This is a genomic window from Pseudomonas sp. DG56-2 (assembly GCF_004803755.1).
Classification (GTDB): Bacteria; Pseudomonadota; Gammaproteobacteria; order Pseudomonadales; family Pseudomonadaceae; genus Aquipseudomonas; species Aquipseudomonas auratipiscis.
The window spans coordinates 2,610,061-2,636,170 of the sequence record NZ_CP032311.1; the positions used below are offsets into that span (position 1 = coordinate 2,610,061).

Annotated in this window: 26 protein-coding genes; 13 read left to right on the forward strand and 13 right to left on the reverse strand. The window is 59.6% G+C overall.

Features of this window, described 5'->3' with window-relative positions; all coding sequences use genetic code 11:
- Positions 1 to 139: 139 nt before the first annotated feature.
- From D3Z90_RS11820 to D3Z90_RS11840, 5 genes are read right to left on the reverse strand one after another with little or no spacing between them, the layout of a single operon-like run.
- Entirely contained in the window at positions 140 to 1,240 is a 1,101-nt protein-coding gene (locus D3Z90_RS11820) for an AI-2E family transporter (protein ID WP_136475966.1), read from the reverse strand.
- 24 nt (positions 1,241 to 1,264) lie between these two features.
- The gene (locus D3Z90_RS11825) at positions 1,265 to 1,813 is read right to left on the reverse strand and encodes a membrane integrity-associated transporter subunit PqiC (protein ID WP_136475967.1); all 549 of its coding nucleotides are present in this window, start codon (positions 1,811 to 1,813) and stop codon (positions 1,265 to 1,267) included.
- Positions 1,814 to 1,829: 16 nt separating this feature from the next.
- Positions 1,830 to 3,485 (reverse strand): intermembrane transport protein PqiB, encoded by a 1,656-nt coding sequence (locus D3Z90_RS11830; protein ID WP_136475968.1) that lies wholly within the window; start codon positions 3,483 to 3,485, stop codon positions 1,830 to 1,832.
- Entirely contained in the window at positions 3,466 to 4,110 is a 645-nt protein-coding gene (locus D3Z90_RS11835) for a paraquat-inducible protein A (protein WP_136475969.1), read from the reverse strand. The genes D3Z90_RS11830 and D3Z90_RS11835 overlap by 20 nt, the downstream gene beginning before the upstream one ends.
- The gene (locus D3Z90_RS11840; RefSeq protein ID WP_136475970.1) at positions 4,107 to 4,706 is read right to left on the reverse strand and encodes a paraquat-inducible protein A; all 600 of its coding nucleotides are present in this window, start codon (positions 4,704 to 4,706) and stop codon (positions 4,107 to 4,109) included. The genes D3Z90_RS11835 and D3Z90_RS11840 overlap by 4 nt, the downstream gene beginning before the upstream one ends.
- Positions 4,707 to 4,963: 257 nt before the next feature.
- On the opposite strand from D3Z90_RS11840, the gene D3Z90_RS11845 reads away from it, so the two are divergent.
- Both D3Z90_RS11845 and D3Z90_RS11850 read left to right on the forward strand, forming a co-directional pair.
- Entirely contained in the window at positions 4,964 to 5,881 is a 918-nt protein-coding gene (locus tag D3Z90_RS11845) for an aldo/keto reductase (protein ID WP_136475971.1), read from the forward strand.
- A gap of 5 nt (positions 5,882 to 5,886) precedes the next feature.
- Positions 5,887 to 7,155 (forward strand): NTP/NDP exchange transporter, encoded by a 1,269-nt coding sequence (locus tag D3Z90_RS11850; RefSeq protein WP_136475972.1) that lies wholly within the window; start codon positions 5,887 to 5,889, stop codon positions 7,153 to 7,155.
- Between the two features lie 7 nt (positions 7,156 to 7,162).
- Here D3Z90_RS11850 and D3Z90_RS11855 read toward each other — a convergent pair whose 3' ends face one another.
- A complete protein-coding gene (locus D3Z90_RS11855; protein ID WP_136475973.1) occupies positions 7,163 to 8,053 on the reverse strand; it encodes a LysR family transcriptional regulator in 891 nt (296 codons plus the stop codon).
- A 102-nt stretch (positions 8,054 to 8,155) separates the two neighbouring features.
- Here D3Z90_RS11855 and D3Z90_RS11860 point away from each other — a divergent pair, with 102 nt between their 5' ends.
- The 3 genes from D3Z90_RS11860 to D3Z90_RS11870 all read left to right on the forward strand — a co-directional run bounded on the left by D3Z90_RS11860 (position 8,156) and on the right by D3Z90_RS11870 (position 9,494).
- Positions 8,156 to 8,920, forward strand: a complete 765-nt coding sequence (locus tag D3Z90_RS11860; protein ID WP_136475974.1) for a sulfite exporter TauE/SafE family protein — start codon at positions 8,156 to 8,158, stop codon at positions 8,918 to 8,920.
- A 113-nt stretch (positions 8,921 to 9,033) separates the two neighbouring features.
- Positions 9,034 to 9,228: a hypothetical protein gene (locus D3Z90_RS11865; RefSeq protein WP_136475975.1), complete on the forward strand. Its 195-nt coding sequence runs from the start codon at positions 9,034 to 9,036 to the stop codon at positions 9,226 to 9,228.
- Positions 9,229 to 9,251: 23 nt separating this feature from the next.
- Entirely contained in the window at positions 9,252 to 9,494 is a 243-nt protein-coding gene (locus tag D3Z90_RS11870; RefSeq protein ID WP_136475976.1) for a hypothetical protein, read from the forward strand.
- Positions 9,495 to 9,508: 14 nt separating this feature from the next.
- Here the strand turns inward: D3Z90_RS11870 and D3Z90_RS11875 are convergent, their stop codons facing one another.
- Entirely contained in the window at positions 9,509 to 10,843 is a 1,335-nt protein-coding gene (locus tag D3Z90_RS11875) for a sodium:proton antiporter (RefSeq protein ID WP_136475977.1), read from the reverse strand.
- Positions 10,844 to 11,024: 181 nt separating this feature from the next.
- Between D3Z90_RS11875 and D3Z90_RS11880 the strand changes: the two genes are divergently transcribed.
- From D3Z90_RS11880 to D3Z90_RS11900, 5 genes are all read left to right on the forward strand, one after another.
- Positions 11,025 to 11,540 carry a DUF4142 domain-containing protein gene (locus D3Z90_RS11880; RefSeq protein WP_136478930.1) on the forward strand — a complete coding sequence of 172 codons (516 nt, stop codon included), beginning with the start codon at positions 11,025 to 11,027 and terminating at the stop codon, positions 11,538 to 11,540.
- Between the two features lie 68 nt (positions 11,541 to 11,608).
- The gene (locus D3Z90_RS11885) at positions 11,609 to 12,037 is read left to right on the forward strand and encodes a hypothetical protein (protein WP_136475978.1); all 429 of its coding nucleotides are present in this window, start codon (positions 11,609 to 11,611) and stop codon (positions 12,035 to 12,037) included.
- Positions 12,038 to 12,123: 86 nt separating this feature from the next.
- Positions 12,124 to 12,870, forward strand: coding sequence for a hypothetical protein (locus D3Z90_RS11890; protein WP_256658355.1), 747 nt, complete (start codon positions 12,124 to 12,126; stop codon positions 12,868 to 12,870).
- A 66-nt stretch (positions 12,871 to 12,936) separates the two neighbouring features.
- On the forward strand, positions 12,937 to 13,254 hold the full coding sequence (locus D3Z90_RS11895; protein ID WP_136475979.1) for a DUF2388 domain-containing protein: 318 nt from the start codon (positions 12,937 to 12,939) through the stop codon (positions 13,252 to 13,254).
- Positions 13,255 to 13,300: 46 nt separating this feature from the next.
- Positions 13,301 to 13,750, forward strand: a complete 450-nt coding sequence (locus D3Z90_RS11900; protein WP_136475980.1) for a YMGG-like glycine zipper-containing protein — start codon at positions 13,301 to 13,303, stop codon at positions 13,748 to 13,750.
- A 19-nt stretch (positions 13,751 to 13,769) separates the two neighbouring features.
- Here D3Z90_RS11900 and D3Z90_RS11905 read toward each other — a convergent pair whose 3' ends face one another.
- The 6 genes from D3Z90_RS11905 to D3Z90_RS11930 all read right to left on the reverse strand — a co-directional run bounded on the left by D3Z90_RS11905 (position 13,770) and on the right by D3Z90_RS11930 (position 22,192).
- Positions 13,770 to 14,366, reverse strand: a complete 597-nt coding sequence (locus tag D3Z90_RS11905) for a cytochrome c3 family protein (protein WP_136475981.1) — start codon at positions 14,364 to 14,366, stop codon at positions 13,770 to 13,772.
- Positions 14,367 to 14,375: 9 nt separating this feature from the next.
- Positions 14,376 to 14,861, reverse strand: coding sequence for a nitrate reductase cytochrome c-type subunit (locus D3Z90_RS11910; protein ID WP_136475982.1), 486 nt, complete (start codon positions 14,859 to 14,861; stop codon positions 14,376 to 14,378).
- A gap of 11 nt (positions 14,862 to 14,872) precedes the next feature.
- Positions 14,873 to 17,377: a nitrate reductase catalytic subunit NapA gene (gene napA / locus D3Z90_RS11915; RefSeq protein ID WP_136475983.1), complete on the reverse strand. Its 2,505-nt coding sequence runs from the start codon at positions 17,375 to 17,377 to the stop codon at positions 14,873 to 14,875.
- A complete protein-coding gene (locus tag D3Z90_RS11920; RefSeq protein ID WP_136475984.1) occupies positions 17,374 to 17,634 on the reverse strand; it encodes a chaperone NapD in 261 nt (86 codons plus the stop codon). The genes napA and D3Z90_RS11920 overlap by 4 nt, the downstream gene beginning before the upstream one ends.
- A 33-nt stretch (positions 17,635 to 17,667) precedes the next feature.
- Positions 17,668 to 17,835: a periplasmic nitrate reductase, NapE protein gene (gene napE / locus D3Z90_RS11925; RefSeq protein WP_038610650.1), complete on the reverse strand. Its 168-nt coding sequence runs from the start codon at positions 17,833 to 17,835 to the stop codon at positions 17,668 to 17,670.
- Between the two features lie 247 nt (positions 17,836 to 18,082).
- A complete protein-coding gene (locus D3Z90_RS11930) occupies positions 18,083 to 22,192 on the reverse strand; it encodes an autotransporter outer membrane beta-barrel domain-containing protein (protein ID WP_136475985.1) in 4,110 nt (1,369 codons plus the stop codon).
- 152 nt (positions 22,193 to 22,344) lie between these two features.
- On the opposite strand from D3Z90_RS11930, the gene D3Z90_RS11935 reads away from it, so the two are divergent.
- The 3 genes from D3Z90_RS11935 to D3Z90_RS11945 all read left to right on the forward strand — a co-directional run bounded on the left by D3Z90_RS11935 (position 22,345) and on the right by D3Z90_RS11945 (position 26,105).
- A complete protein-coding gene (locus D3Z90_RS11935; protein WP_136475986.1) occupies positions 22,345 to 24,021 on the forward strand; it encodes a response regulator in 1,677 nt (558 codons plus the stop codon).
- Between the two features lie 192 nt (positions 24,022 to 24,213).
- Entirely contained in the window at positions 24,214 to 25,035 is an 822-nt protein-coding gene (gene ppk2 / locus D3Z90_RS11940) for a polyphosphate kinase 2 (protein ID WP_136475987.1), read from the forward strand.
- Positions 25,036 to 25,214: 179 nt separating this feature from the next.
- Positions 25,215 to 26,105 carry an MBL fold metallo-hydrolase gene (locus tag D3Z90_RS11945; RefSeq protein ID WP_371922276.1) on the forward strand — a complete coding sequence of 297 codons (891 nt, stop codon included), beginning with the start codon at positions 25,215 to 25,217 and terminating at the stop codon, positions 26,103 to 26,105.
- The last annotated feature ends 5 nt before the right edge of the window (positions 26,106 to 26,110 follow it).

Genomic DNA, 26,110 nt, shown 5'->3' on the forward strand with positions numbered 1-26,110 from the left:
TCTCTGTTGTGGCTTGGCGACGCCTTGCTTTGGCAGTCGCCCCATAAGCGAAGGGTTTGGCCCTCCAGGACCCTTCGCTGCGCTGTGGGGCTCCTGTGGGGCCTTGTGCTTGAAGAGACGGGTAGCGATCAAGCGCAGATCAAGGTTTTTCCTCGATGGCGGCAGGCTCGCTCAGCGGTTGGGCAACCCAGCTCATGAACAGTTCATACCCCACTGCCAGTAATACCGGACCTATGAATAGGCCGATGATGCCGTTGGTGAGCATACCGCCTAAGGCGCCGATGAGGACCACTGGCATGGGAACCGCTACGCCTCGGCCCAACAGCAGGGGTTTGAGGACGTTGTCGGAGAGGCCGGCGAGGATGGTCCAGATGGCGAAAAGGACGGTGCTGACACCGACGCCGTCGTGGGCGAATACGTAGATGACCACCGGCAGGGTGATCAGCAGGGTTGGCAATTGGGTAATGCCCAGCAGCAGTACCAGCAAGGCCAGTACGCCGGCTGCCGGTACGCCCATCACGACCAGGCCGATGCCCACCAGCAGCATCTGGATAAAGGCAATGCCGACCACACCTTGGGCGACGGCGCGGATGGTGGCGGTGCACAGGGCTGCCAGTTGCGGGCCACGCTGCGGGCCGGAGATACGCGTGGCGATGGCAACACCGGTGCGGTGACCGGTTTCGCCCTTGGCCATTATTATGCCGCCAACGATCAGGGCCAGTACGAACACCAGGATGCCCGAGCCGACACCCGCCAGTTGAGTCAGCACCGTCTTGCTCACGCCTTTGAGGTGCGGGGCCACCTGCGACAACGCCCAGCTCAGGTCGCCGCTGGCATGCTCCCAGATGCGGTATAGCGGCGCACCGATCAGTGGCCAGTCGCGGACATTCAAGGGCGGTGGCGGAATTTCGATGACTTGGTCTTCGAAGCCCTGAATGCCCAGCCTGACCGATTCGGCCACTGAGGTGCCGAGTAGGCTCAACGGGCCGATCAGGCACGCCAGGCCGATGATCACCAGAATAATCGCCGACCAGCCGGGGCGGTTGCCGAGGATGCTGGCCAGCCGCTGGTTCAAGGGGTAGAGGGTGATCGCGAGGATTACCGCCCAGAGCATCAGGCTCAGGAATGGCTTGAAGATCTCGAAGCAGAACATCACCAGTACCGCGATCAATCCTGCTCTGATCAGAACGTCCAGCAGTTCTCTGCCGTTTCCAAACTGTATCGGGCGTTGCTCAGTCATGGCAGCTTCCTTGGGTAGGCAATGTTAGCGTACGGACGGGCAGCGGTTGGCGCCGGTGCTGGCAGCCTGGCTTACCAGTTCGGTGAAGCGTTTGATGTTCTGTTGATGGGCAACTACCAGCTCTTCGATGCTGGCGCCGGCCGGGGTCTGGATGACGCTGCGACAGTTGAGCGCGCTGGCTTCCGTTCCACCTGCCGTGCGCAGCCGCCAGCGCGCGTCGAATAGCGCGTACTGGCCCGGTACCGAATCAAAACGCTGCACATCCACGCGCAAGCCCAGGCGTGGCTGACTGCTGCCGGTGAACTGGTTGGTCAGGGCGTTTTGCAACTCGTCGGCAAGGCTTGCGCCCCACCATTCGGTCTCAAGGATTGCCAGGCTGCTGTTGCTTTGGCGCACCACCACTTGTGGTCGGTCGACCTGCGGCGGCACGCTGATGCGCTCTAACTGGATGTCGGCGTTGCTGGCCGATGCTGGTTGTTGCGGGGTCAGGGTGTGGTAGTGAATGGGGTCGCTGCGACAGGCAGACAGCAGCACAATCAGACCCAGCACTGCGAATTTTGTGGCGTTCGCCATGATCGGTGCTCCTGCGTCAGTTGCTGGATGAGGGTTTCAGGTGGTCAGCCGGGGCATCCTTGGGTCTGCCGCGCAGCAAGGACTCGGGGTTGCGCCCCAGGTAATCAGCCAGCTCGCGCATCGAGCGCGACATACGGCCCAGTTCATCGAGGGTCTGGGTCAGTTGTTCGCGCTGCGGCGAGTCGTCGGCCAAGGTCGAGTTGGCCGACTGCAGGGTTTTGCTGACCTCCTGCAAGGTGCCCTGGACCCCTGGCAAGGTGCGCGAGTTGAACTGTGCAAGGCCCTTGCGCAGTTCCACCAGGTTGGCATCGAGGTTGTTGGCGATACGCTCGATGGGCAGGCGGTTGATGCGTTCGACCATGGCCTGGAACTGCTCCTGAAGCTGCTCAAGACTGCCCGGCACCGTAGGGATGGTGATTGGCCGCGCCGTCGGGTCGAACGCCACTTTCGCAGCCTTGGGGTCGAAATCCAGGGCGATATACAACTGCCCGGTGAGCAGGTTGCCGCTACGCGCCTGGGCGCGCAGGCCGTTCTCGACAAAGGTGCCCAGCACCTGCGCGGCGGCTTTTTCATCATCAGGGTCATGATGCAGCGCCTTGAGCAGTTTGGTGTGCGCTCTTCCCAGGCGTTGCGGATAAATCACGATACCGACGTTGACCGGAAAGGAGCGCTGCTCGACATCAAAGTCCAGGTTCACCGAGACTACTCGGCCGATCTCTACACCGAGGAACTCCACCGGCGCACCCACTCTCAAGCCGCGCAGGGCCTGGTCGAAACGCAGGGCCAAGTATTGCGGTTTACCGTTGGGTGGGGCGAGCGCGGTCTTTTCATCCTCGAACAGCTCGAACACCTTGTCTTCGGCGGCTACCTGGTCTTCGGGGTTGTACTGCGGGGCACGGAAGGCGATCCCGCCCACCAGCAGCGACGACAGCGACTCCGTACGTACCGCAAAACCGTTGGCGCCAGCTTCTACATCGATGCCACTGGCGTTCCAGAAGCGGGTGTTGTCAGTAATGAATGTATCGTTGGGGGAGTGGACGAAAACTTCTATGTCGACGCCTTTGCCGTCCTTGGACAGTTCATAGGCCACCACCTGGCCTACGGGAATCTTGCGGTAGTACACCGGTGAGCCCACCCCCAGCGAGCCCAGGTCGTCGGTATGCAGGGTAAAACGCTTGCCAGGCTCGCCGTAGGTAATCGGCGGTGGCATCTCCAGGCCCTTGAATGCCTTGGCGCGGGTGCTGGACTGGCCGAAGTCGGCACCAATGAAATCGCCGGAAAACAGCGTGTCGATCCCGGAAACGCCGCCGGCACCAATGCGTGGGCGCACCACCCAGAACTTGGAGTCTTCGCGGGTGAAGTTGTCAGCCTGCTTGACCAGGCTGACGGTGGCGGTAACGCTTTTCTGATCCTGACTCAGCTCCACCGTGGTGACATGACCGATGACCACATTGCGGTACTTGACCTCGGTCTTGTTGGCGGTCAGCCCTTCGCCGGTCTTGAAGGTAATCTGGATAGTCGGCCCTTGTTGCAGCCAGTTGTGTACAACCAGTGAAATGCCGATCAACACGGCAATGATCGGCACGATCCATACCAGCGACACACTGAAGCGTCGGGTCTTAACCGTCGATGAGCCCGGCACTGGCGGCTCCTCAGTGACTGCTGACTTCATCCGTGTGCTCCTCAGGTTGGCGGCTTTCCCAGATCATTCGGGGATCGAAACTCATGGCGGCGAGCATGGTGAACACCACCACGAGGCCGAAAAACAGAATGCCCGGGCGCGGTTCTATGTCGCCCAACGCCTGGAATTTCACCAGCGCTGCAACCAGCGCCACGACGATAACGTCGAGCATTGACCAGTAACCGATCAACTCGACGAAGCGATAAAGCTTGGAGCGCTCTTTCTGCGCCCAATTGCTGCCGCGTTGCACGGTTATCAGCAGCAAGCCGAGGGCGACGAACTTGGTCGCTGGCACGGCGATACTGGCGATAAAAATGATCAGGGCGATATCCCAGGCACCATGGGACCAGAATTCGATAACCCCGCTCATGATGGTGCTGTCCTCACCACTGCCGAGCATTTTGGTGTTCATCACCGGTAGTAGGTTGGCGGGTACATAGAACACCAGCGCCGCGATCAGGTACGCCCAGGTGCGGGTCAGCGAATTAGGCTTGCGCGCATGTACCGGCGCGCCGCAGCGCTCGCAGTGGTGCATAGAGCGATCCGTATCGCAGGCCTTGCCGCAGGCGTGGCACAGCACCAGCTTCAGCTCGCAGGCGAGCGGCGGGCGGCTCATGGCAGGGTATCCCACAGTTCGCGGATATCACGCCCAGCAATGCGGATCATCAACAGGCTCAGCGCCGCCAGCGCAATCAGGCCGATACCGGGTAGCACATCGAGCAACCCGGCCAGCTTGAAGACCGCGACCAAGGCACCCAACAGACAGACCTCGAGCATGCTCCATGGGCGCAGGGTTTCCAGCCAGCGCATGCACAGGTGAAAGGCCGGCGAGCGTTGCCCGGCCATGGCAAAGCACAGCACCCAGATCAGCAGCAGCAACTGGAACATGGGCGCGATGATGATCGAGATGGCCGCCACCAGGGCAATAAAGGTAATGGGGCCGGTGGCCAGGGCGCGCACCGAATCCCACAGCGTCGCACTGTTGGAAAAACCCTGCAGGCTGATACTCATCACCGGGTAGAAGTTGGCCAGCACCCACAGCACCCCGGCGGTGACGCTCAAGGCCAGACGCTGTTGCAGGGTCAGGCCGTTATAGCGCTGCAGGACCGCGCCGCAACGCAGGCACAAGGCCTTCTGGTGCTTGCCGAGGGGGACCTTGTGATAAACGCAATCGCAATGTTCGCAGATGATCAGGTGATCGGTATCGAGCATAGTGCGCGCTCAGGCTACGGGCGGGGACAAGCTCAATATAGTCGGCGTATGCGCAAGGTCGCGGTTTTTTGCGCAATCAGCCACTTTGAGAGTGGGCATTGAGGAAAACGCTGGTGTGGGCGCCATGCCTGTCAATGCGCAAGAGTACAAATGTACTCCAATCGAAAACAACACATACGGTAACGATTGAGGGGGCGGGGTAAATTTCACAAGGCTAAGCTTTTCCTTTGGCCCAGCCATTAGCCAGGAAGCCCGCCATGCCCAGCCGTCGTGATTTTCTAGCCGCCAGCGCCACGCTTGCCGTGGGCCTTAGTTGCCTGGGGCTGTCGGGCCCAGGTTTTGCCAGCAGCCATCTGATGCTTACGCGCAAGGTCCCCGCCAGTGGCGAGGCGCTGGCGGTGATTGGAGCGGGTACCTCCGGCAGTTTCGAAGTCGAGGCGGATTCGGCGCAGTACCAGCAGCTCAAGCAGGTTCTGAAGGTGTTTTTCGACGGCGGTGGCCAGGTTATCGATACCTCGCCCAACTACGGTGGCGCCGATGCAGTGCTGGGCCAGTTGCTTGAGGAAGGTGGCTGGCGCGGCCAAACCTTTCTGGCCACCAAGATAGCCGCAGACAGTCGCGCTGCGGCCGAGGCGCAGTGGGCCGCCACCTTGCGAAACCTGCGCACCGACAAGGTCGATCTGCTGCAAATCCATAACCTGCGCGACTGGCAGCGCCAGCTGCCATATGCCCGCGAGCTGAAGGCGCAGGGCCTCACCCGCTATGTGGGTGTAACCCATTATGTAGACAGTGGCCTGGATGCACTTGAAGGCATCCTGCGCAACGAGCAGTTGGATTTCATTCAGATTCACTATTCGGTCAATTCCCCGGCGGCTGCCCGTACCGTGCTGCCACTGGCACAGGACAAAGGCGTAGCAGTATTGATCAATCGCGCCTTCGATGACGGCCGACTGTTTGCCAAGGTCAAGGGCCAGGCGTTGCCGGCCTGGGCGCAGGAGGCGGGCATCGGCAGTTGGGCGCAGCTGTTTCTCAAGTTTGCCATCAGCCATCCGGCGGTGACGGCAGTGATTCCGGCCACCGGTCGTCCAGACCGCCAACTCGATCAGCTCAAGGCCGGTAGTGGCCCTTTACTGAGTGACGCACAGCGCAAGCAACTGATCGAACAGTTCGGCTGAACGCCATGGTCGTATCGAAAACGGGCCTGTTCAATGTGCGCAAAGGCGAAGGCCCCCTCGTAGTTGCCGGGTTGAGCCTGTTTTTCCTGTTGTTTGTCGGTTATTTCATGCTGCGCCCGGTGCGCGAAACCATGGGGGTGGCCGGTGGCGTGGAGAATCTGCAGTGGTTGTTCACCGGCACCTTTGTACTGACCCTGATCGCATTGCCGCTATTCGGCTGGCTGGCCACGAAAGTACAGCGACGGCGCATCCTGCCCTGGACCTACAGCTTTCTGGCCAGCAACCTGCTGGTATTTGCGGCGCTGTTCGCCCAGCAGCCAGACAACCTGTGGAGTGCGCGGGCGTTCTACATCTGGTTGTCGATGTTCAACCTGGTGAGTATTTCCCTGGCCTGGAGTGTGCTGGCCGATGTCTTGTCCAGTGAGCAGGCCAAGCGCTTGTTCGGCCTGCTGGCCGGCGGCGCCAGCGTTGGCGGGTTGGTCGGGCCGTTACTGGGTACACTGCTGGTCGGGGTCATCGGCCACAGTGGGCTGGTAGTGCTGGCCACTGCCTGCCTGCTGGGGTGCATAGTCGCCGCAGCCTATCTACACCAGTACCGAGATCGCCATCCGCTGCCCGCTGACGCCGAATTGCCGCGCTCCCGGCCGCTTGGCGGCAATCCCTTCGCCGGTGCCAGCGAGGTGTTGCGTTCGCCGTATTTGTTGGCGATCGCGTTGTTTGTGGTGTTGCTGGCGAGCGTCAGCACCTTCCTTTACTTCGAACAGGCACGCCTGGTGGCTGAGCATTTCACCAGCCGAACCGAACAGACACAGGTATTTGGCCTGATCGACAGCGCCGTGCAGTTCTTGTCTATCCTTACCCAGGTGTTTGTTACCGGGCACCTGGCGCGCAAGCTGGGGGTGGGTATTTTGCTGGTCGCAGTACCGCTGGTAATGGTCGTCGGTTTTCTCTGGTTGGCGATGGCGCCGTTGTTTGCGGTGTTTGTGGTGGTGATGGTGGTGCGGCGTGTAGGGGAGTATGCGCTGGTCAGGCCCGGGCGGGAGATGCTCTATACCGTGGTGGCGCCGGAGCACAAGTACAAGGCCAAGAACTTCACCGATACCGTGGTCTATCGGGGTGGTGATGCACTGAGCGGCTGGGTCAAGCGAGGGCTGGACCTGCTCGGCGAGCATCCCGGGTTGGCGATGCTTATCGGCGCAGCAATAGCGTTGATCTGGGCGCTTACCGGTGGGTGGCTTGGGCGTGAGCAGCGTCGGCGCGAAACTGAGCAATAGAAGGGCGTCAATGGCTCGAAAAGGCCTCTTTAAAGTGCGCGACGAAGGCAGCCACCAGTGGCGATGCGTGCTCCCGGTATGCAAGCACCACTTCGCTTTCACAACCCTCGTCGGTGATTTCAATTGCATGCAGGGAAGAGGCGCGAGCGGTTGAGGCGGGGAGTAGTGCAATGCCAAAACCTGCCTGAACCAGCAATGACTGTGTGCGCTTAACCGAATAGACCTGCGCAGGCTTGGGTGAAAATCCGGCTTTGGCGCAAAGCTCGAACGACAGATAGCTGAGCCCACCACGTTGCGGGTGGGGCACTGACACGAAAGACTCGTCACGAAGCTGCGCAAGCGCAATCCTGGATTCGCTCGCCAGGTGATGAGTGGGGCCCACGGCAACCACCACTTGCTCCCTGAACAACGGAAGCAAGGTCAGGTCATCGGGCTGGTGCAGTACCGGCAGACGCAGCAAGCCGATATCCATACGATGGTGCAGTAGATCCTGCAGTTGGATTGCCGACGACTCTACACAAACCTCTACGCTCACCGCCGGAGCCAGGCTCAGGTAATGGCTGAGCACCTCTTGCAACTTGCCAACCAGTGGCACCGTACTGGCATGACACAAGCGCAGGGTGCCGCTTTGACCCTGGCCAACCGAGCTGGCCAAACGTCCCGCGCTGTCCACATCAATCAGAATAGCTTTGGCTCTGGGTAGAAAAGCCAAACCGGCCTGGGTCAGGTTTGGTTGACGCGCCGTGCGCTCGAACAGCGTTGTACCCAGATGGCTTTCCAGCTCTTTGATCTGTCGGCTCAAGGCCGATTGCGCAACGAACAGTCTTTGCGCCGCGCCACTGAAACTCCCGCTTTCAGCAATTTCGACAAAGTAACGCAGTTGTTTCATTGAAATCATTTGTGTCATGCCGAAATGTGATCGCTTAAGTGTATTTTTCATATTAGTCGGATTTCACCGGCCTCGGCTACGATGTGCCGCACATGCCACGGAGGCGATGAAATGCTTGAGGTTCTACTCCAACCACCGGTTGCCGGCGCAAGCCTTTTGGTGATGCTACTGACTATTAGCGCGGCCTATGTCATTTTCGGCATCGCCGGGTTTGGTACTGCGCTGGTGGCCGGGCCAGTGCTGTTGCGCTACATGCCTTTATCCCAGGTCATCCCGTTATTGGTGGTGCTCGATCTGCTTGCGTCGTCTGCAAAGTTGCTGCGCGGCCACCGACACGTAGTGGGTGTTGAACTGCTTCGACTGCTGCCGTTCATGGCTATCGGCAGCGTACTGGGCATTACGGTGTTGCTCAAGACCAATGCCGACGCGTTATTGCTGATGATGGGCTGTTTCGTCAGCGCTTATGCGCTGTACATGTTGATCAGGCCGTTGCGCATGCTCGACTTGTCGGCTGGCTGGGCCATGCCGCTGGGGATTTTTGGTGGATTGTTTGGCTCATTGTTCGGCAGTGGTGGATTCCTCTATGCGATTTACTTGAACGGGCGAATTGTCGCCAAGGAACAGGTCAGCGCCACGCAAAGCACGCTGATCGGTATCAGCACGGTACTGCGCCTGAGTTTGCTGGTAATTGCCGGAGCCTATGCAGATGCTTCGTTGCTGGTGATGGCAATCTACTTGTTCCCTGCCATGGTGGTCGGGCTCTGGGTGGGCGGTCATATCAATCTGAGGATGTCTCGTGAGGCCTTCGTCAGGTTGATCAACATCATCATTCTGGTAAGCGGCGTAACCCTGGTCAGTCGCGCTTTGTTGAGTTGAGTCACCCGACGCCACCAAGGCAATCCGTTGATTCGGCCTTGGCCGCTGAATAATTGGAACGTTTGCGCCCTGCAGCTTTTCTACTGAGAACAGGTATTGCAGGGGAGCTGCGCATGATGAAGCAGAGCAAGCAGTCAGCCTTGGCCCAATGGCGGCAGGATCTGCAGTTGGCCTATCAGCAGCTGGAACCCGAGGAGCGCTATGACAAGGCGCTCAAGGCTGCCGATACTTTGCTCGACGCGCAGATGATCGACAGCCGTGAATGGCGGGATCTGGTCAAGGCCGCCAACGCCTATCTGTTCCACTGAAGCGAACCGCGAGGCGTTCGACCATGTCCATAGAACGTTCGATTCCGGAACTTGAAGCCTGGTATGCCCAGTACGACGATGAAAGCTATCGGCGTGAATCCCCTGATTTGTATCACAAGGCCTTGATTCGCACAGCCGAGGCGTTGCGCGATGACGGGGCCATCGACTGGGATGACTGGCTGGCATTGCAGGCATTGGCTGATGGCGCTCAGGTCAACGCCTTGGAAAGGGCAGTAGAGGAAAAACTGGCCGACCCCGATACCTGAAAGCTGTGGGCGATTTAGCGTGCGCCTTCATAGCGAGCGAGTAAGGGTTGGGTGCTAAACCCGTGCACGACGATGCTCAGGGCCACCACCGAAAGCGTGAGGTCGATGCAGGCGCTAGAGAGCTCAGGCCCGATGCCCTTGTTTAGACTGTAGAACAGGTAGTAAAGGCTGCCGATTCCACGAATGCCGAACCAGCCCACCAGCAGCCGTTGCTGGCGATCGAGCAAAGTGCCCCAGGGGATTGCCAGCGCACCGGCCGGGCGCAGGAGTACAAACAGCATAAGACCCACCCCCAGTGCGTGCCAGTCCCAATGGGCGGCCAGCACGACCCCGAGCAGGGTCACCACGAAAACCTCCATCGCCCGCTCGACCAGACCGCCAAACGCCAGCATATCGCCCATCATCACCCCGGCCGCCACCTGTTGGTCTTGCAGTTGCGAGGTGTCGCCATGCACCAGCCGTCCGGCCTGGGCCTGCTGAATATCGAGCCCTGGCTGTACCAGGTGCTCGGCCGGTACCGATGTTTGCGCTGCCGAGGTCATTTCGGCACGGCGCAGGCCAAGCCCGGCGGAAAATACGGCGAGAAAACCATAGGCGCTGATGAGCTCGGCCCCGACATACGCCAGGGCGATCAGCGCCAATGCCAGGTAATCATTAGGTGACATCAGCGAGTCTGTATTGCCACTGCGCAAGGCGAGGATCAAACGCCCGACACCGTGGCCCATGACGTAGCCCAGGGCCAGCCCAGCCAGCACTGCCCAGACCAGCTCCTGCAGGCTCCACAACAGTAACCCGTGGCCGGAGAGTGTGGGGTTGCGGATCAACAGCAAACCGAGCAATACAAACGGGAAGGCCACGCCATCGTTCAGCCCAGCTTCACCTGAAAGCCCGAAGCGCACCGCATCCTGGTCCTGGGCATCGTTGACCTGTACCAGGGAGGCCAACACCGGATCGGTGGGCGCCAGTATTGCCGCAACCAACAGCGACAGTCCCCATGACCACTGCAACCACAGGTGCAACACCAGGCACAGGCCGGCGATGCTGATCAGCATCAGCGGCCCCGCCAGCCCCAGAACCACCCGCCACATGCGGCGGCTGAAGGCCAGACGCAGTTTGAGACCGCAGACAAACAGCGAAAACAACAGGGCAATTTGCGTCAGGTGTTCCAACCATGGCGCTGCCTGGACGACGTTCAGTTGCAACACACCCAACCCCGCAGGGCCGATGGCGACACCCAGGATCAGGCACACCGCAGACGTGGTGACCGGCATCCAGCGCAAATAGGAGGAGGTCAGTGCCAGCACCAGCAGTACCGCACCCAGTACCGCCATCCAGAGTAAAAAACTCATCACGCCACCCCACGTGGCCGGGTACAGGTATTTGTCTATTCGAGCCGGTGGGGTGAATGGGGTTCAACGTATTGGGCAGGTCGGTGTGAAAAAAGCTGAACCTATGCGGATCGACGTGGCTCAGAACTGATAGCGGTAACCGAAGTGTTTCAGGAATCCCTTCAATGAGGAACGTTTCATGATGAATACTTGCTTGCGTACCGGGGCCTTTGCATTGGCCCTCACCCTGGCTGGCGCCGTGCATGCAGCCCAGGATGCCGACGACTTTGTCGAGGATGCCTCGGCCAAAGGCGTTGCCGAAGTCGAAGCTGGCAAACTGGCCCAGGAAAAGGGCACCACCAGTGACGTCAAAGCGTTCGCGGACATGATGGTCAAGGACCACAGCGCCGCCAACGAGAAACTCAGGAAGCTGGCCACCAGCAAGGATATCGAGGTTTCTACCGAGGCTGACCTGATCGACAAGGCCAAGGCCATGATCCTTGAGCTGCGCGGTGCCAAGTCGTTCGATCAGGCGTACGCCAATAACCAGGTCAAGGCGCACGAATCGGCCGTCGAATTGTTCCAGGAATACGCCAAGGACGGTAAGGATGCAGAACTGAAGGCCTTCGCAACCGAGGCCTTGCCAACCTTGCAGGCCCACCTGCAAAAAGCCAAGGCCCTGGCAGCCGCGCATGGCGGTGATGCAGCCAAGCCATAACGTGCTCTGAGAGTGGGTCGTCCGCTGGGCGGCCCGTTTCAGCGCACCCTGCTTGCAGGTACACCGTGATGAATAGCCAAGCTATCTTTTTGAGTGCCCTGATGTTGGTCAGTGGTGCAAGTTTTGGTTCAGCCTGCGAGGTACGCACCCGCTCGCAAAGCGAGGCGATCCCCAGCATTGAATCGCATACCTGTTACCGGTTCACCAAGGTTGCCGATGATGCCATTGATTGGTCGTGCAGCAACGAAAGCAAGGAGATGCTCACCAGTGACAAGCGTCGGGTAGAGCAATGCGCGAATCATTCCGTTGCCACCTGCACCGCGACCCTAACCCAGGAAAGCCTGGCCAATCCCCATGCCACCAGCAAGGCGCCGGGGCACGATAGCCCAGCGATACCGCAGGGGGCGCAGGTGGTGACCTACTACTACGACTCGACCCAGTTAAAGCAGCTGCGCAAGGACTGCGAGAGTGCGGGTGGGCGCTGGCAAGCGCCATGAGCGGCACTTTTCAGAATCTGCGGGCTCTATTCATCCCAAGGCGGTGCTGATTCCCGACGCTGCCAGAGAGTCCGGGCCCGGTGCCGATGGTTGAGAGTTACCCCGATCGATCCACGCCATTATGGCGTCAAGCGCTACTGTTTGCGCTGCTGGCAGGTTGTGCCAGTGGTTGCAGTCAGCAGCAGGGGCGCGATATTGCCGCCCAGTTCAGTCAAGGCTCGCCCCGGGAGTTGTTTCAGACGAGCGTAGACCGCATGGCCACCCTGAGCATGCGTGACAACCTGCAAAGTCTCTATCTGTTGATGAACAAGCTCTATCGGCGTAACCCCAGCCAGTGGCGTCTGTCCGGCTATGTCGATGCCTCCACGGCCGAGCGCCAGATTCGCCAGGCCATCGAGCAGCGTCAGGCGCTGCCGCAATTGGGTGAGCGCCGCGACCTTGCCGCCCTGAGCTATGCCTTGGGTCCTGAGTTCAAGGGCGACCGCGTCGGTGCATTCATTTATGCCATCGGCAGCATGCTGGTGACCGCGCACGGTGGCCGCACCGAATTCTTCATCACTGACACCATCGACCCGCTGTTTGTGAACAACGCCGCGCGCAACATCGAGAAAGCCACCTGGATGCTCAGCCAGCGCCAGGACGCCAACGGCGTGTTATTGCTGTTTTCCAATGAGATATCCGAGGAGGGCAGCAACCTGAGTTTCGCCGTGGAGTTTGGCAAGGTCGTCGCGCGCCTGGACCTTTTAGCGCAAATGTTGGATGAACGGTATCGGAGAATTGGCCTCAACTACGCGCAAAGCTTGCTGTTGATGAACTTTCTGCCAGTGCAGTGACAGGGAACTCCAAGGTCGTAGCGAGCATCCTACTTGTTGTAGGAACCCATAACCGGAGGCACCATCATGCGCCGTTTACTGATCGCTTCTTCGCTCATTCTTTGCTTGCCGCTGGGCAGTGCCCTGGCCGGTGTCGACGCCGGTGATGTAGCCACCTCGGCGGGCGTTTCTGCATCGTTGTATTCGACCTTCAAGGATGACAAACGCATCATCCCGGCGCGTGACGATGCTTCCTCGTTCATTGCCAGTGGCGGCACCATTCGGGGCGTGTACCTGGAGTCGATGATGCAGCGCGTTCGTCAGGAAAACCCCGATTTACGCGCCAGTGACGAGGAAATTGCCCGGGCAATCCTGCTTCAGGATGAACCTGGCGGCGAGCGCTGAACTATTCTTGTATGAGCCGCCGTTCACCCAGGAATCGGAGCTCATCATGTACAGAATATCGCCGCTCGGCCTTTGCTTGGTCGCCTCCCTTGTCAGCCTCCAGGCATCGGCCGAAACCGTTGTTCCCCTCAACGGCCAAAGCTCACAGCAGATCCAGATGGACACCAGTGAATGCCAGAACAGCGCCAATAGTGCCTCGACCTCGGCCCCTGTTACCGGGGGGCGGGTGAAAGGCGCAGCAGTGGGGGCTGCTGCCGGAGCGGTGGGGGCTCAGGTGCGGGGCAACCAGCATGACGAGGTCTACGACCGCGTCGACGATGACGTTAAGCAGGACTACCGGCAAAACCGCGCCAAAGAAACCGCCGCAGCCGGCATGGTGGTCGGTGGCTCGCGGCAACGCCAGGAGCGCCGGGCCCAGCGCAACAGCAGTGAGTCAACCCATGCCTCGGCATACACTAGCTGCCTGCAGGGTAAAGGCTACCAAGTCACACCCTGATTGATACTGGCGCGTTGCGTTACCAGCCTTTTACCCCGTGCATATCGGGCAATTTGTGGGCGATGCCTTTGTGGCAGTCGATACACGTGGCTTCGCCCTTGGCCAGAGAGGTAGAGTGCATGGCGGCGGCACGCTTGCTCTGGCGCGTGAAGTCCATGAACTCGAAGTTGTGGCAGTTGCGGCATTCGCGCGAGTCGTTGGCCTTGAGCCTGGCCCATTCGTGCTCGGCCAGCTCACGGCGCATGGCAACGAATTTGTCACGGGTATCGATGGTGCCGAAGATTTTCCCCCACACTTCCTTGGACGCCTGCATCTTGCGCGCGATTTTATGTGTCCACTCATGGGGCACATGGCAGTCCGGGCAACTGGCGCGAACGCCGGAGCGGTTGCTGTAGTGAATGGTGTCCTTGAGCTCGACAAACACGTTGTCGCGCATTTCATGACATGACACGCAGAATTTTTCGGTGTTGGTCAATTCCAGCGCAGTGTTGAAACCTCCCCAGAAAATGATCCCGGCAATAAAGCCACCCAAGGTCAGGAAACCCAGGCTGAAATACACGCTGGGTCGACAAAGGATACCCCAGTACTCCTTAAGCAGGGCGAAGAGTGCTTTCATGGCGCCTCCTTAAGGTTTTTTAGCGGCGTTGGCGTCGTCTTGCAGAATTTTATCTATGTTTTCGAAGCTATTGCCTACCAGCGGCTGTATCTCTTTCTGCGGTACATGGCACTGGTTACAGAAGTAGCGCCGAGGCGACACGGCTGCCAGCGGCTGGCCATCGCGGTCCATGTAATGGGTGATGCTGATCATCGTCGCCTGACTCTTGGCACTGTTGGCGCGGCTGTGGCACGACAGACACTTGTTGCTGTTCTTATCGATCTGATAGCCGCGAATGGTGTGCGGAATGGTCGGCGGTTGGTCCGGGTAGTTGCGCTCGCGCTTGAGGTCCTTGTTTTCATCATTGGCAATCGCTGCTGCCGGCATGCTTTGGGTCAGCGTGCCGCCTGGGCGACGGCCGTCCGGCCCGGGTGCATCGAGCGGGTAGTCGATATCGCCAGCGATGGCCACGCCAATCACGGCAAGCAGGCACAACGGCAAGATTCGAAAGGTCATGACGATGCTCCTCAGGCCACGCTGATCAACTCGATTCGTATGGCGCATTTCTTGTAGTCGGTCTGCTTGGAGATCGGATCGGTGGCATCGAGCGTGACCTTGTTGATCAGCTTGTTGGCATCGAAGAACGGCACGAACACCAGCCCTTGTGGCGGCTTGTTGCGCCCGCGGGTTTCGATCCGCGCGCGGATTTCGCCGCGCCGACTGATCAGCTTCACTTCACTGCCGCGTCGTGCATTCAAGGCCTTGGCGTCATCCGGGTGCATGTACACCAAAGCCGCTGGAACGGCCCTGTACAACTCTTCTACCCGTTGGGTCATGCTGCCGGTATGCCAATGCTCGAGCACACGGCCGGTACTGAGCCAGAACGGGTATTCGGCGTCCGGGACTTCGGCGGGTGGCTCGTAGGGCAGGGCAAATATGATCGCTTTTTTGTCCGGGTAGCCGTAGAACTGCACGCCGCTGCCCGCTTCGACGTAAGGGTCGGTGCCCTCGCGGTAGCGCCAGCGCGTTTCCTTGCCATCCACCACCGGCCAGCGCAGGCCGCGCTCGCGGTGATAAAGGTCGAACGGTGCCAGGTCATGACCATGGCCACGGCCAAACTGTGCGTATTCTTCAAACAGACCCTTTTGCAGGTAAAAGCCGAAGGCCTTGGCTTCATCGTTCTTGTACCCGGCTTCAAGTTGCTCGACGGGGAACTGGTCTACCTGCCCGTTCTTGTACAGCACCTCATACAGGGTCTTGCCTTTGTACGCCGGTGCCTTGGCCAGCAGCTCGGCAGGCCAGACTTCATCGGTGGTGAAGCGTTTGGAGAACTCGACCAGTTGCCACAAGTCGGATTTGGCCTCACCGGGTGCGCTGACCAATTGGTGCCAGAACTGGGTACGGCGCTCGGCATTGCCAAAAGCACCTTCCTTTTCCACCCACATGGCGCTGGGCAGAATGAGGTCGGCGGCCTGGGCCGATACCGTGGGGTATACATCGGAGACGATGACGAAGTTCTCCGGCTTGCGCCAACCGGGCAGTACCTCCTGCATGATGTTCGGGCCGGCGTGCATATTGTTGCTGCACTGGGTCCAGTACACGTTGAGCACCCCATCCTTGAGCATGCGGCTCTGCTGCACGGCATGAAAGCCAATTTTTTCCTCAATGGTGCCGGCAGGCAGCTTCCAGATTTTCTCCGCGCTTGCCCGGTGCTTGGGGTTGGTGACAACAAGGTCGGCAGGCAAACGGTGGGAGAACGTGCCGACTTCGCGCGCAGTGCCGCAGGCAGAGGGTTGGCCGGTCAGCGAGAAGGGACTGTTGCCCGGCTCGCTGATCTTGCCGGTGAGCAGGTGGATGTTATAGATCAGGTTGTTGGCCCAAACCCCACGGGTATGCTGGTTGAAACCCATGGTCCAGAACGACACTACTTTGCGTTTGGGGTCGGCGTACAACTCGGCCAGGGCCTTGAGCCGTTCAGCGGGTACGCCGGACTCCTGGGCAGTGCGCTCAAGGGTATAGGGGCGAACGAAGGCGGCGAACTGTTCGAAGTCGATATCACTCCAGGTATTGGCCTTGTCGGCGTTCTTGGCTTTGGTCTCCAGAGGGTTGTCGGGGCGCAGGCCGTAGCCGATGTCATCGGCGCCCTTGGCGAAGCGCGTATGCTTGCTGACGAAGTCCTTGTTGACCGCGCCGCTTTCAATGATGTGGTTGGCGATGTAGTTGAGAATCAGCAGGTCGGTCTGCGGCTTGAACACCATGGGAATGTCGGCCAGTTCGAAACTGCGGTGCTCGAAGGTAGACAGCACCGCGACTTTTACCTGCGGCTGGCTCAAGCGCCGGTCGGTTACCCGACTCCACAGAATCGGGTGCATCTCGGCCATGTTCGAGCCCCACAGTACAAACGCATCAGTGGCCTCGATATCGTCGTAACAGCCCATCGGCTCATCCATGCCGAAGGTGCGCATGAAGCCCATGACGGCCGAGGCCATGCAGTGACGTGCATTGGGGTCGATGTTGTTGCTGCGAAAGCCCGCTTTCATCAGCTTGTTGGCCGCGTAGCCTTCCCACACCGTCCATTGCCCCGAGCCGAACATGCCGACCGAGCTTGGGCCTTTGTTTTTCAGGGCTTCCTTGAACTTTGCCGCCATGATGTCGAAGGCTTTTTCCCAACTGATCGGCTGAAATTCGCCCTGTTTGTCGTACTGCCCGTCCTTCATGCGCAGCAGCGGTTGGGTCAGGCGATCATTGCCATACATGATCTTCGACAGGAAGTAGCCTTTGACGCAGTTCAACCCACGGTTGACCTCGGCTTTGACATCACCGTGGGTAGCGACCACGCGGTTGTCACGGGTGGCGACCATTACGCTGCAGCCGGTGCCGCAGAAGCGGCAGGGCGCCTTGTTCCACTCCAGGGTGACCATATCGGCTTCGGTGATCAGGTTGCTGGCGGTGCTGTAGATGGGCAGGCCAGCCGCTGCTGCAGCAATGGCTGCGGCCTGGGCCTTGGCGAACTCACGGCGGGTCATGCTCATTCGGCTTCTCCTGCAGGGTCGAGGAGTTCGTGATAGATCAACGCCGCATTCAGCACGCCGGGCAAATTGTTGATCTGGTCAATGCGTTGCAGAATCTGATGTTCATTCGCTGTTTCAAGTACCACCACCAATTTTCCGGCGGCACTTTCCTGATGCAATTCCAGGCCGTCAAGCAGGCGCAAGTTAACTTTTACCACTTCCAGCAATTGCGGACGGGCAAGTACCACAAGGCTGGCAATATGTAGCGTTTCGTCCATGCACTGGCTCCAACAGACACTAAAAAATGCCAATCAATTAGGCGGCCCGGGTGGTCCGTAGAGCATTTGTAAAAACCAGATGATGAAGCCGTAGCCACCGACGATAGCCACCGATAGCAAGGGGAACAGGCAGGCGACGAGGAAGATGAACAGCAACGCCTCTTTGCGACGCACAGGTTTTTGTTCTTCAGCCGATGGCATGGAACGCTCTCCAGGCAGACCTGGATTTAGAGTAGACCTACTCACCTGACGCGGCTAACCGCAGCCCTTTAAATAGACAAAAGGCTTTAAGCACCGAGCCAGGAAGTTTGGATAACAGGCGGCGCCTTAATAATGTAAATACTAGTTATTTGTATCAGCGTTGGCTTTCAAGAAAATACATCAGGCGTGAGAAATGCACAGGGCCCGAACAAGTCGGGCCCTGGCATGAGGATAAACAGGACATGAGTCAGAACTTGACCTTGATGCCAAGGATGCCTTCATAGCCATGGCTGTCGCTGTCCAAACCTTTCTCGTAACCGCCAGATACATGGATGGTGGTTGTTTCGCTGACCTGATAGTCCACGCCCAGGTTCAGCTCGGTCCAGGTTCCGCCCATGTCGGTAGTGAAGGGGATAAAACCATCGTTTGATGAGAACTCGGTTTTCGGCTGGCTCTTGAACTCGTGCCAGACGCTGGGGCGTATCCACAGATTGGTACGGTGCAATTTACCCTTGCCGTCTTCACGGAACAGGTCCTTGTCGATGCGCACCCCGAGGCGCCCGGTCAGGGAATCGACGTCTTCAAAGCGCACATCGGCGGCGGCGTCGTGGCTGTCGTTGATTTTGATCTTGCTGACAATCACCTGGGCTTGTGGCTCGATCTTCAGCGATTCGTCCTTGTTCAGCTTGAACGGGTAACCGGCCTCCAGCGAGGCGGTAATGCCCTTGCCCTTGGTTTTCAACCGCGGCAGGTCATCAGGGTGGGCCTGGATATCGAAGTGGTTGAATTGCAACACGCCATCCAGGTACCAACCTGCAGCACCGTAGTGGGTCCAGTAACCACCGAGGCCAGTGGCGCGCACCTTGGCATCGCCTGCGGCACTGCCGTCGGTGTGTTCGACATCTCCGGCGATCTTGCCAGCAGACAGCGACAGGCCGGCCTGATTGGAGCTGCCGTCGGTGTCTTCACTGTGGTACAGGTCGATACCCACCTGAAAAGCTTGCTGGCTGTAGTCGACGCTACTGCCATTGCCCAGGCTCTGATCGCCCTGGCCATAGATCAATCGGCCCCAGCCCAGCGATGGGCCGTAGTCGCTTTGCGCCTCGTTTGGCAACGGATCGACGGCGTTGCGCACCTCTTCGCCCATACGCTCATGCAGGGTATCGACCAGCATGCGGCTGTAGCGCAGGGTCATGCCGGGAATGGCGCTGTACAACGAGGTTTCCGGGCGGTAGTTGGGCACCTGGCGTGCGGGTTGTGGGGTAGGGGGGACTACCACGGGCGGCACCACGACGGGAGGCACTATCACTGGAGGAACTACCACGGGGGGCTTATCCACGGGCTTGTCGATGGGGTCCACAGGTTTCGGATCGTCATCGTCATCATCGTCGGGGTCAGGTTGCGGTTTTGGATCGACAGGCACCGCGTCCTGGGTCGAGCGCAGATACCATGCCTGAGCGTTGCTGTCATCGAGGCTGGCGCGATGCAAGGTGTATTCATAGGGGCCTGCCTTGACCCGACTGAGCAATCTGAACGCTTGCGCCTGAGTGGTGCCGCCATTGATTGCATCGACGACCTGAATACCATTGCCGCGGGTCAAAGCACCGGGGCCGCCGGTGTTCTTGATCTGCAGATTGCTGCTGCCGCTGGCCTGGCCGCCATCGATCACCAGTTTGTCCGACGGCGACTGGTCGTCGTAGAGATAAGTATTGAGGGCAATGGTGCCGTTATTGCCTTGGTAGCGGTTAACAGTGAGGGTTTTGTAACCGCTGCCGACCGGGGCGCTGAAGTCGATCAGGCTGTTGTCGTTGCCAAGGCTGCTGAGGTTCGAGTTGCCGGTGAGCTTCCACAAGCTGGTATCGCTCATGCTCAGGGTCGAGGTGCTGTCCTGGGCGGTGGTAGCGGCACCGTTGACCTGGGAACTGCTCAGGTTGATGGTGGCAAGGCCCGGCGCTGTTGCACCGGCGTCGACATGCAGCCAATGGCCGCTGCCGCCAGCGATTACATCCTCCAGATCAGCCTCGGCAACGCCGTCAATCGCCAGGGTTGCGCCTTGCTGGTTGTGCAGTACGCTGCTGCGCACATCGGCCTTGCTCACGGCAACGTCGCTGCCTTGCAGGTACAGCGCCGATGCATCGCTACCGGCGGCGCTGACGGTGGTTTGCTCGGCGCTCAACTGGCCACCCTCTTTGACCAGCATCCCGTGCGCATCCGCACCCTGGGTAATGATGCTGGCCTGCGACAGGATCGCTGCGCTGGGTGAGCTGTTCACCAGAACACCGTGAGCGCCCGAACCGCTGGTGCTGGCGACTGTGTTCGCGGCATGTAACTGGCCACCGCGCTCAGCGTGCAGGGCTGCCGAATTGTCACCCAAGGTACGGATGCTGGAATCCCTCAGGTCCAGGGTTGCGGTCTGGCTGTCCTTGAAGTTGCGGCTCACTCGAGCACCGCTGGCATTGGCACCCAGGGTCTGGACGGTGACGCTGTTGGCTTCGAGTACAACGTTGCCGGGTTTGATCCCGCCGACACCCGCGTACAGGCCAATGGAGCGGTCGCCTTCGGTTTTTACCGACACGCCATTGAGCTGCATACTGCCGCCGTCATCCACGGCGGCCCCATAGGCTTGCGAGCCTTGGGTGAGCAAGTGAGTGCCGTTGGCAATCAGCATGGCCCCTTCATTGCGCGAAACCAGGGCATGGGGAAAGGTCAGGTTCGATTGCACTGGCGAGCCATTGCCGCGGGTGGTCACCGTGCCGCCGTTCAGCGTCACCTTGGCGTTCTGGTTAGCGACCACACCGATGGCATTGTCGTCGCCGGAGGTATAAACGTTGACGTTATCAGCGTTGACCGTGGCGTTGCCTGCGCTGATCCCGGTGGCATAGTTGCCCTGGGTGCTGACGCTGGCGTTGCTGATCTGGATGTCCGCGCCGTCGCCTGCGCTAATGCCAAAACTGGATTTCGGCGTGGTGCGTATCTGGCTGCCGCTGAGCACCAGGCGCGATCCCGCGCCCTCGACCAGGACACCGGGAGCCCAGGGACCGTTGGCATTGAGCGCATCCACGGTAATTTTGCTGTTGTCTACCTGTGCCTGGGCGCCAGCAACAATGTTCAGGCCGATGGAACGCGCACCGAACACCGATAGGTCGCTGTTGGAGATCTGTGCCTGGCTGCCGGAGCCTTCGACTGACACCCCATGACCAAAGGTGCCCTGCGTGTGCAGTACGCTGTCATCGATAGTCAGATCGCCACCGGCCATCGCCCTGGCTGCTGCGCTGGGGTTACCGGTGTTGCCGCCACCGGTGACAATGATGTGGCTGTCTTTGAGCGAAATGCTGCTGGCCTCGGCACGGGCGCCGGCGACGTTGGCACCGCTGGAACTGATCTCAAGACCGCTCCCGTTGATCCGTGAGCCGCCCAGAGCGTGCAATACAGCCGTTGTAGTCGTGGTGGTTGCGGCGTTGGTGGCGTTGAAGGTGCTGTCGCTGAGTACAATTTCGCTGTTGCCCTCGGCCCGGGCACCACTGGCTGCCGTAGCGCTGGTGTTGACGGTGATATCGCTGGCGCTGATACGGCTGCCGGATTCGGCCTTCAGGCCATGACTGATGTTGGTACCGAGCACGGCACCGCTGCTTGTTATCGTGGTGCCTTTGCTCAGCGTGATGCTGCTGCCATCCTGGGCCAGGACTGCGGTGGAGCCTTTGGCTATCGTGCTGATCGAGCCGCCGCTGAAGTCAATGGCGCTGCTCACACCGTTGGCCAGCAGTGCCACGTTATTGCTGCCGGTGGTGCTGCCCATGCTCACCTGACTGTTGTCGAGGCTGATCACGCCGCCGTTCTGCACCGTGACGCCGGTCATGTTGCTGGCGGTAAACGGCACGCCCAAGGCGGTTTGCGGGAGCATTTCGATACGTACACCAGTGCCGCTGATCTTGCCGCCATCCACGGCCACCAGGGCTTTCTGGCCATTGGCAGTGGCGCCGGTTACCGCACTGTTGATGACGCTGCCTTGCTCGAAGCTGATCTGTATCGCGGCGCCAGCCTTCACGCCGGTAGCATTGGCTGCGCGCAGGTAGACACTGGAACTGTCGACGGCGCCGCTGACGATGCCCACACCGTTGGCCACGGTTACCGTTATCGGGACTGGTACGCCCAGCAGCCCAAGCACGGGTCCGAGTTGCAGTGCAGCAACCGAAGGCGGGTGGTCGTCCAGACGTTCGATGCTGACCACGGCATCTTCGGCCTCAACGTCTTTTATCGACAGGTAACACATGCTCCCCAGGATGAGGCTGATCGCCATGGCCAGGCGGTTGTGCGCCAGGTGGTCCAGTGGCAGTGCAATTTCGCTGACGTGTTTCATGACGATCTCCCAAAATTCATGGATGCAAGTCTCTGCCTAGGCAGGAAGCTGCTCTGTAGGAGTCGCCTTAGTTGCACGTAGGATTTTCGCTGAAGGTAGTGCTGGACTAGGCTTGTTCTTCTGGCCTTGGGTGGCCGGGAAGGAGTCGTCTGATGAGTCGGGTGATGATTGTCGAGCCTTTACCGCTGCTGCGCCTGGCGTTGGGCCAAGTGCTTGAGCGGCTGGGGCATCAGGTCGTCGCCCAGACGGACAACGGTCAGGATGCGCTGCTGCAGGCGCGTAGCGAATCACCGCAGTTGGTGGTGTTGGAACTGGCGATTACCGGGCTCGGCGGTCTGGATCTGACTCGCCGCTTGAAGTTGCGTGATCCGAGTTTGCAGGTGTTGGTGTACACCACACAAAGCACCAGTCAGTTTGCCCGTTTGTGTGGGCAGGCCGGAGCCGATGGTTTTGTCAGCAAGCACGATGAGCTGCTCGAGCTTGAACGCGCCTTGGGCGCCGTGTCCCACGGGCGGCGTTATTTTCCTCGAGACGCTCGGGGCGCAGCGGTTGTGGTGGGAGGCAACGAGCTGGACGCCCTGTCAGCACGGGAATTGACCGTGCTGGAGCTGATCGGCGAAGGCTGCTCGAACCAGGCGATCGCCGAGCAATTGGCGATCAGCTACAAGACGGTCAGTACTTACAAAACCCGCTTGCAGGAGAAACTTCAGGTCGACTCGCGCCTGGCCCTGGCCAACATAGCGCAACGCAACGGTATCGGTACACCCAACATGCCGGCGCTGAATGTTGCCGACGAGCCGGTCAACCACGACCCTGACGCAAGCCAGCAAGCCTTGTTACGGGCCATGCTCGAAGCATCGGCAAAGCCAATGTTCGTGCGTGACCGAGAAGGTCGCTTGCTGATGTGCAACCAACCATTTCTGGCCTTGCACCACACTTCGTTGGAACGAGTGCTGGGACAGCGGTTGGGCGATGCGTTCTGGTTTACACCGGAGCAAGGGCGTTGGTACCAGTCGCGTTATGAAGCTTGCATCGAAAAGGGCGAGTCGTTCAGCGCGCAGAATGTCTTCGAATTCCTGGGCGAACCGCACTATTTACAGTATTGGGCCGAGCCCTGGGTCGATGGCACTGGCGTGGTTCAAGGCATGGTTGGCAGTTTCGAGGACTTGACCGACCGGCATGTTCTGCTGGGTCAACTGCGTGATGCCCATGAACAGGCCGAGTCGCGCTACCGCGAGGTCACCCGTTTTGCCCGTGTGGTCTATGAGGACCTGAATGAACCGCTGCAGCGTTTGCAAACGGGCCTTGGCAAAGCGAGTCTGCCGGCAGCAGGTCTGGCTGCTCTGCATAAACTCAATCGCCGTCTCCATCAACTGGAGCAACTGCTTCGCCTGGAACAACTGCATCCGCCGCTGGTGCCGACTCAGCTGGATATCGTCGAGTGGCTGCAGGAGCAGTTGGCCACTCTCGCTGTGGCGCCATCACTGGACTGCAAAAGCGTGAGCGCACGGCAGCTGTGGATCGATGGCGATCGCTTTGGCGAACTGCTCGGCACATTGTTGCAGTACCTGAATGAAGCGGCGCCACAAACACCGCTCACTATCAGCCTGGCCACTCGCATGCAACTCAGCGGTGTGGTCACGCTGAACCTGGCCGTTTCGCTGTGCCAGCCGCTGGTGCATCGCCAGGGGCTGGCCTTGCAGTTGTGTCGACACCTGAGCCAGTCGATGGAGGGCAGCTTTCGTGATGTGCGTGAAAACGGCGAAACCACATTTCTCATCGAACTCGAGTCGCCTGCGGCATTGGCTGGTTCCCTGCACGGCTATTGATTTGAGACAGAGGCCCGTGGCGCAAGCGCATTAGACTCCTCGCGGTTGCTTGATAATTTTGAGCATAAATGACCCGTCTCTCTCACCACTGGCGCTACGCTAGGTTGGTCACGGTGCGATCCGCGAGCTGATGGCGTCCTTGGCAGGTTTGGTCTATCAGTAGTCAGTTACTTACTTGTGTGAGGTCTTGACATGGCAAAAGAGAAAAAGCACGCCCCCAAGGGCAATCCCGAGGCGCGCGGGAAGTTGAAAAACAAGGACTACCTCGAACAGTTGCGCCAATTGCATGTCGAGCTGGTCAAGATGCAGGAGTGGGTGAAAGAGAAGGGCATCAAGGTCTGCGTCATTTTCGAAGGCCGTGACGGGGCAGGTAAAGGCGGCACGATCAAAGCACTTACCGAACGGGTCAGCCCGCGGGTGTTCCGAGTCGTGGCATTGCCGGCGCCTAACGACCGAGAAAAGAGCCAGATGTACCTGCAGCGTTATCTGCCGCACCTGCCTGCTGCGGGTGAAGTGGTGATTTTCGACCGCAGTTGGTACAACCGCGCAGGTGTCGAGCGGGTGATGGGGTTCTGCAGTCAGGAACAGGTTGAAGGGTTCCTTGACGCCGTGCCTGCCGTGGAGCGGGCGATCATCGATTCCGGGGTCATTCTGCTCAAGTACTGGCTGGAAGTCAGCGAAGAGGAACAGACCCGTCGCCTTGAGGCGCGCATAGAAGACGGGCGTAAAATCTGGAAACTGTCACCGATGGACCTCAAGTCGTACAGCCGCTGGTATGACTATTCCCGGGCACGCGACGACATGTTCAAGGCTACCGACACCGGCCACGCGCCTTGGTTTGTGGCTGATTCGAACGACAAGCGCCGTGCGCGGCTGAACATCATTTCCGACCTGCTCAGTCGCATCCCCTACAAGGAAGTGCCGCGCGAGAAGGTCAAGCTGCCTAAACGCCAGAAGAAAGGCGACTATCGGGAGCCGAACTATCAGTTCAAGCGCGTTACCGAACGCTTCTAATCTCCTCGGAACACTGCCTTCTGTGGGCGCCGGCCTTAGCGACGATGGGACTGCTGAACGGTTCCATCGCGGCTTGTTTTATCCTCGCGCAAAAATCGATACCACCCTTCACGGGAGGGGTGCGGTCGACCTTCATTGCATAAGCTGGTCTGACCCAGCGCTTGCCAGGACATTTGGCAATGCGTGCATGCAGAGAGGTTACCGAGGTGTATCGAAAGCTGTTTTCAGTGGCCGGCAGGCCCCGCAGGCTCGATGGTGGGGCGTTGTTTGGCACGACACCGCGCAGCATCTGGAGTGAGTGGCTGAGCGCTGACGTTGAGAATCAGGTCGAGACCGCATCGCGGGCATTATTAGTCCAGCAGGACGGTCGGAACATCCTGGTCATGGCTGGTTCTGATGCTTTGCTGGCGCCGCTGCCGCCCACCTGCCGCTGCCAACGTCCAGCCCCAGGCCTACTCGATAGCTTGGCGAGGTTGGGCGTGACAGAAGAGCAAATTCACGCTGTGGTGCTTACACATCTTCACGCGATGCTCGCGCCGGAGGTACGTCGGGCCGTTAGCGACGGCGACACCCCGCGCTTGCTATTTCCGTCTGCCCGCTACTTGGTCAGCCGCCAGCACTGGAAGCGGGCCAGTCACCCACACCCCCGTGATCGTGTGCTGTTTGTCGGGCAGATCGTCAGCCAGTTGCAAAGTAGTGGCCGTCTAGTCCTGCTGGACGATCAGGCCAATGAACTGTTGGGTGTAGGCTGGCGCTTCCACGTCAGCGATGGCTACACCCCGGGACAGCTACTGCCGGAAATAGATATGCCAGGCGGCCCGGTGATCTTTGGCGGTGACCTGGTGCCCGCCGCGCACTGGCTTGCGCTCGATCTGACTACCGCATTCGACCGCAATCCAGAAGGCCTGATCGATGAAAGGGAAAGTCTGCTGGATCACCTGATTGCCAGCGGCGCAAGGTTGTTTCTGCCCCGTGATCCACAGACTGCGATGATCAAGGTCAACCGCGACCGGCAATCGCGCTATCAACCTTACGACCACCATGACCAAGTCCATCGGCTGGACCTATAAAAATC

What these genes read in the sequence shown, in the direction of transcription:
- D3Z90_RS11845 (WP_136475971.1), top strand. Translation starts at nt 4,964, where the DNA reads ATGCCCAGCCGTCGTGATTTTCTAGCCGCCAGCGCCACGCTTGCCGTG.
- D3Z90_RS11875 (WP_136475977.1), bottom strand. Translation starts at nt 10,843, where the DNA reads ATGAGTTTTTTACTCTGGATGGCGGTACTGGGTGCGGTACTGCTGGTG.
- ppk2 (WP_136475987.1), top strand. Translation starts at nt 24,214, where the DNA reads ATGGCAAAAGAGAAAAAGCACGCCCCCAAGGGCAATCCCGAGGCGCGC.
- D3Z90_RS11900 (WP_136475980.1), top strand. Translation starts at nt 13,301, where the DNA reads ATGTACAGAATATCGCCGCTCGGCCTTTGCTTGGTCGCCTCCCTTGTC.
- D3Z90_RS11840 (WP_136475970.1), bottom strand. Translation starts at nt 4,706, where the DNA reads ATGCTCGATACCGATCACCTGATCATCTGCGAACATTGCGATTGCGTT.
- D3Z90_RS11870 (WP_136475976.1), top strand. Translation starts at nt 9,252, where the DNA reads ATGTCCATAGAACGTTCGATTCCGGAACTTGAAGCCTGGTATGCCCAG.
- D3Z90_RS11880 (WP_136478930.1), top strand. Translation starts at nt 11,025, where the DNA reads ATGAATACTTGCTTGCGTACCGGGGCCTTTGCATTGGCCCTCACCCTG.
- D3Z90_RS11895 (WP_136475979.1), top strand. Translation starts at nt 12,937, where the DNA reads ATGCGCCGTTTACTGATCGCTTCTTCGCTCATTCTTTGCTTGCCGCTG.
- D3Z90_RS11820 (WP_136475966.1), bottom strand. Translation starts at nt 1,240, where the DNA reads ATGACTGAGCAACGCCCGATACAGTTTGGAAACGGCAGAGAACTGCTG.
- napE (WP_038610650.1), bottom strand. Translation starts at nt 17,835, where the DNA reads ATGCCATCGGCTGAAGAACAAAAACCTGTGCGTCGCAAAGAGGCGTTG.
- D3Z90_RS11860 (WP_136475974.1), top strand. Translation starts at nt 8,156, where the DNA reads ATGCTTGAGGTTCTACTCCAACCACCGGTTGCCGGCGCAAGCCTTTTG.
- D3Z90_RS11855 (WP_136475973.1), bottom strand. Translation starts at nt 8,053, where the DNA reads ATGATTTCAATGAAACAACTGCGTTACTTTGTCGAAATTGCTGAAAGC.
- D3Z90_RS11885 (WP_136475978.1), top strand. Translation starts at nt 11,609, where the DNA reads ATGAATAGCCAAGCTATCTTTTTGAGTGCCCTGATGTTGGTCAGTGGT.
- D3Z90_RS11830 (WP_136475968.1), bottom strand. Translation starts at nt 3,485, where the DNA reads ATGAAGTCAGCAGTCACTGAGGAGCCGCCAGTGCCGGGCTCATCGACG.
- D3Z90_RS11945 (WP_371922276.1), top strand. Translation starts at nt 25,215, where the DNA reads ATGCGTGCATGCAGAGAGGTTACCGAGGTGTATCGAAAGCTGTTTTCA.
- D3Z90_RS11825 (WP_136475967.1), bottom strand. Translation starts at nt 1,813, where the DNA reads ATGGCGAACGCCACAAAATTCGCAGTGCTGGGTCTGATTGTGCTGCTG.
- D3Z90_RS11905 (WP_136475981.1), bottom strand. Translation starts at nt 14,366, where the DNA reads ATGAAAGCACTCTTCGCCCTGCTTAAGGAGTACTGGGGTATCCTTTGT.
- D3Z90_RS11890 (WP_256658355.1), top strand. Translation starts at nt 12,124, where the DNA reads ATGGTTGAGAGTTACCCCGATCGATCCACGCCATTATGGCGTCAAGCG.
- D3Z90_RS11935 (WP_136475986.1), top strand. Translation starts at nt 22,345, where the DNA reads ATGAGTCGGGTGATGATTGTCGAGCCTTTACCGCTGCTGCGCCTGGCG.
- napA (WP_136475983.1), bottom strand. Translation starts at nt 17,377, where the DNA reads ATGAGCATGACCCGCCGTGAGTTCGCCAAGGCCCAGGCCGCAGCCATT.
- D3Z90_RS11910 (WP_136475982.1), bottom strand. Translation starts at nt 14,861, where the DNA reads ATGACCTTTCGAATCTTGCCGTTGTGCCTGCTTGCCGTGATTGGCGTG.
- D3Z90_RS11920 (WP_136475984.1), bottom strand. Translation starts at nt 17,634, where the DNA reads ATGGACGAAACGCTACATATTGCCAGCCTTGTGGTACTTGCCCGTCCG.
- D3Z90_RS11835 (WP_136475969.1), bottom strand. Translation starts at nt 4,110, where the DNA reads ATGAGCCGCCCGCCGCTCGCCTGCGAGCTGAAGCTGGTGCTGTGCCAC.
- D3Z90_RS11865 (WP_136475975.1), top strand. Translation starts at nt 9,034, where the DNA reads ATGATGAAGCAGAGCAAGCAGTCAGCCTTGGCCCAATGGCGGCAGGAT.
- D3Z90_RS11850 (WP_136475972.1), top strand. Translation starts at nt 5,887, where the DNA reads ATGGTCGTATCGAAAACGGGCCTGTTCAATGTGCGCAAAGGCGAAGGC.
- D3Z90_RS11930 (WP_136475985.1), bottom strand. Translation starts at nt 22,192, where the DNA reads ATGAAACACGTCAGCGAAATTGCACTGCCACTGGACCACCTGGCGCAC.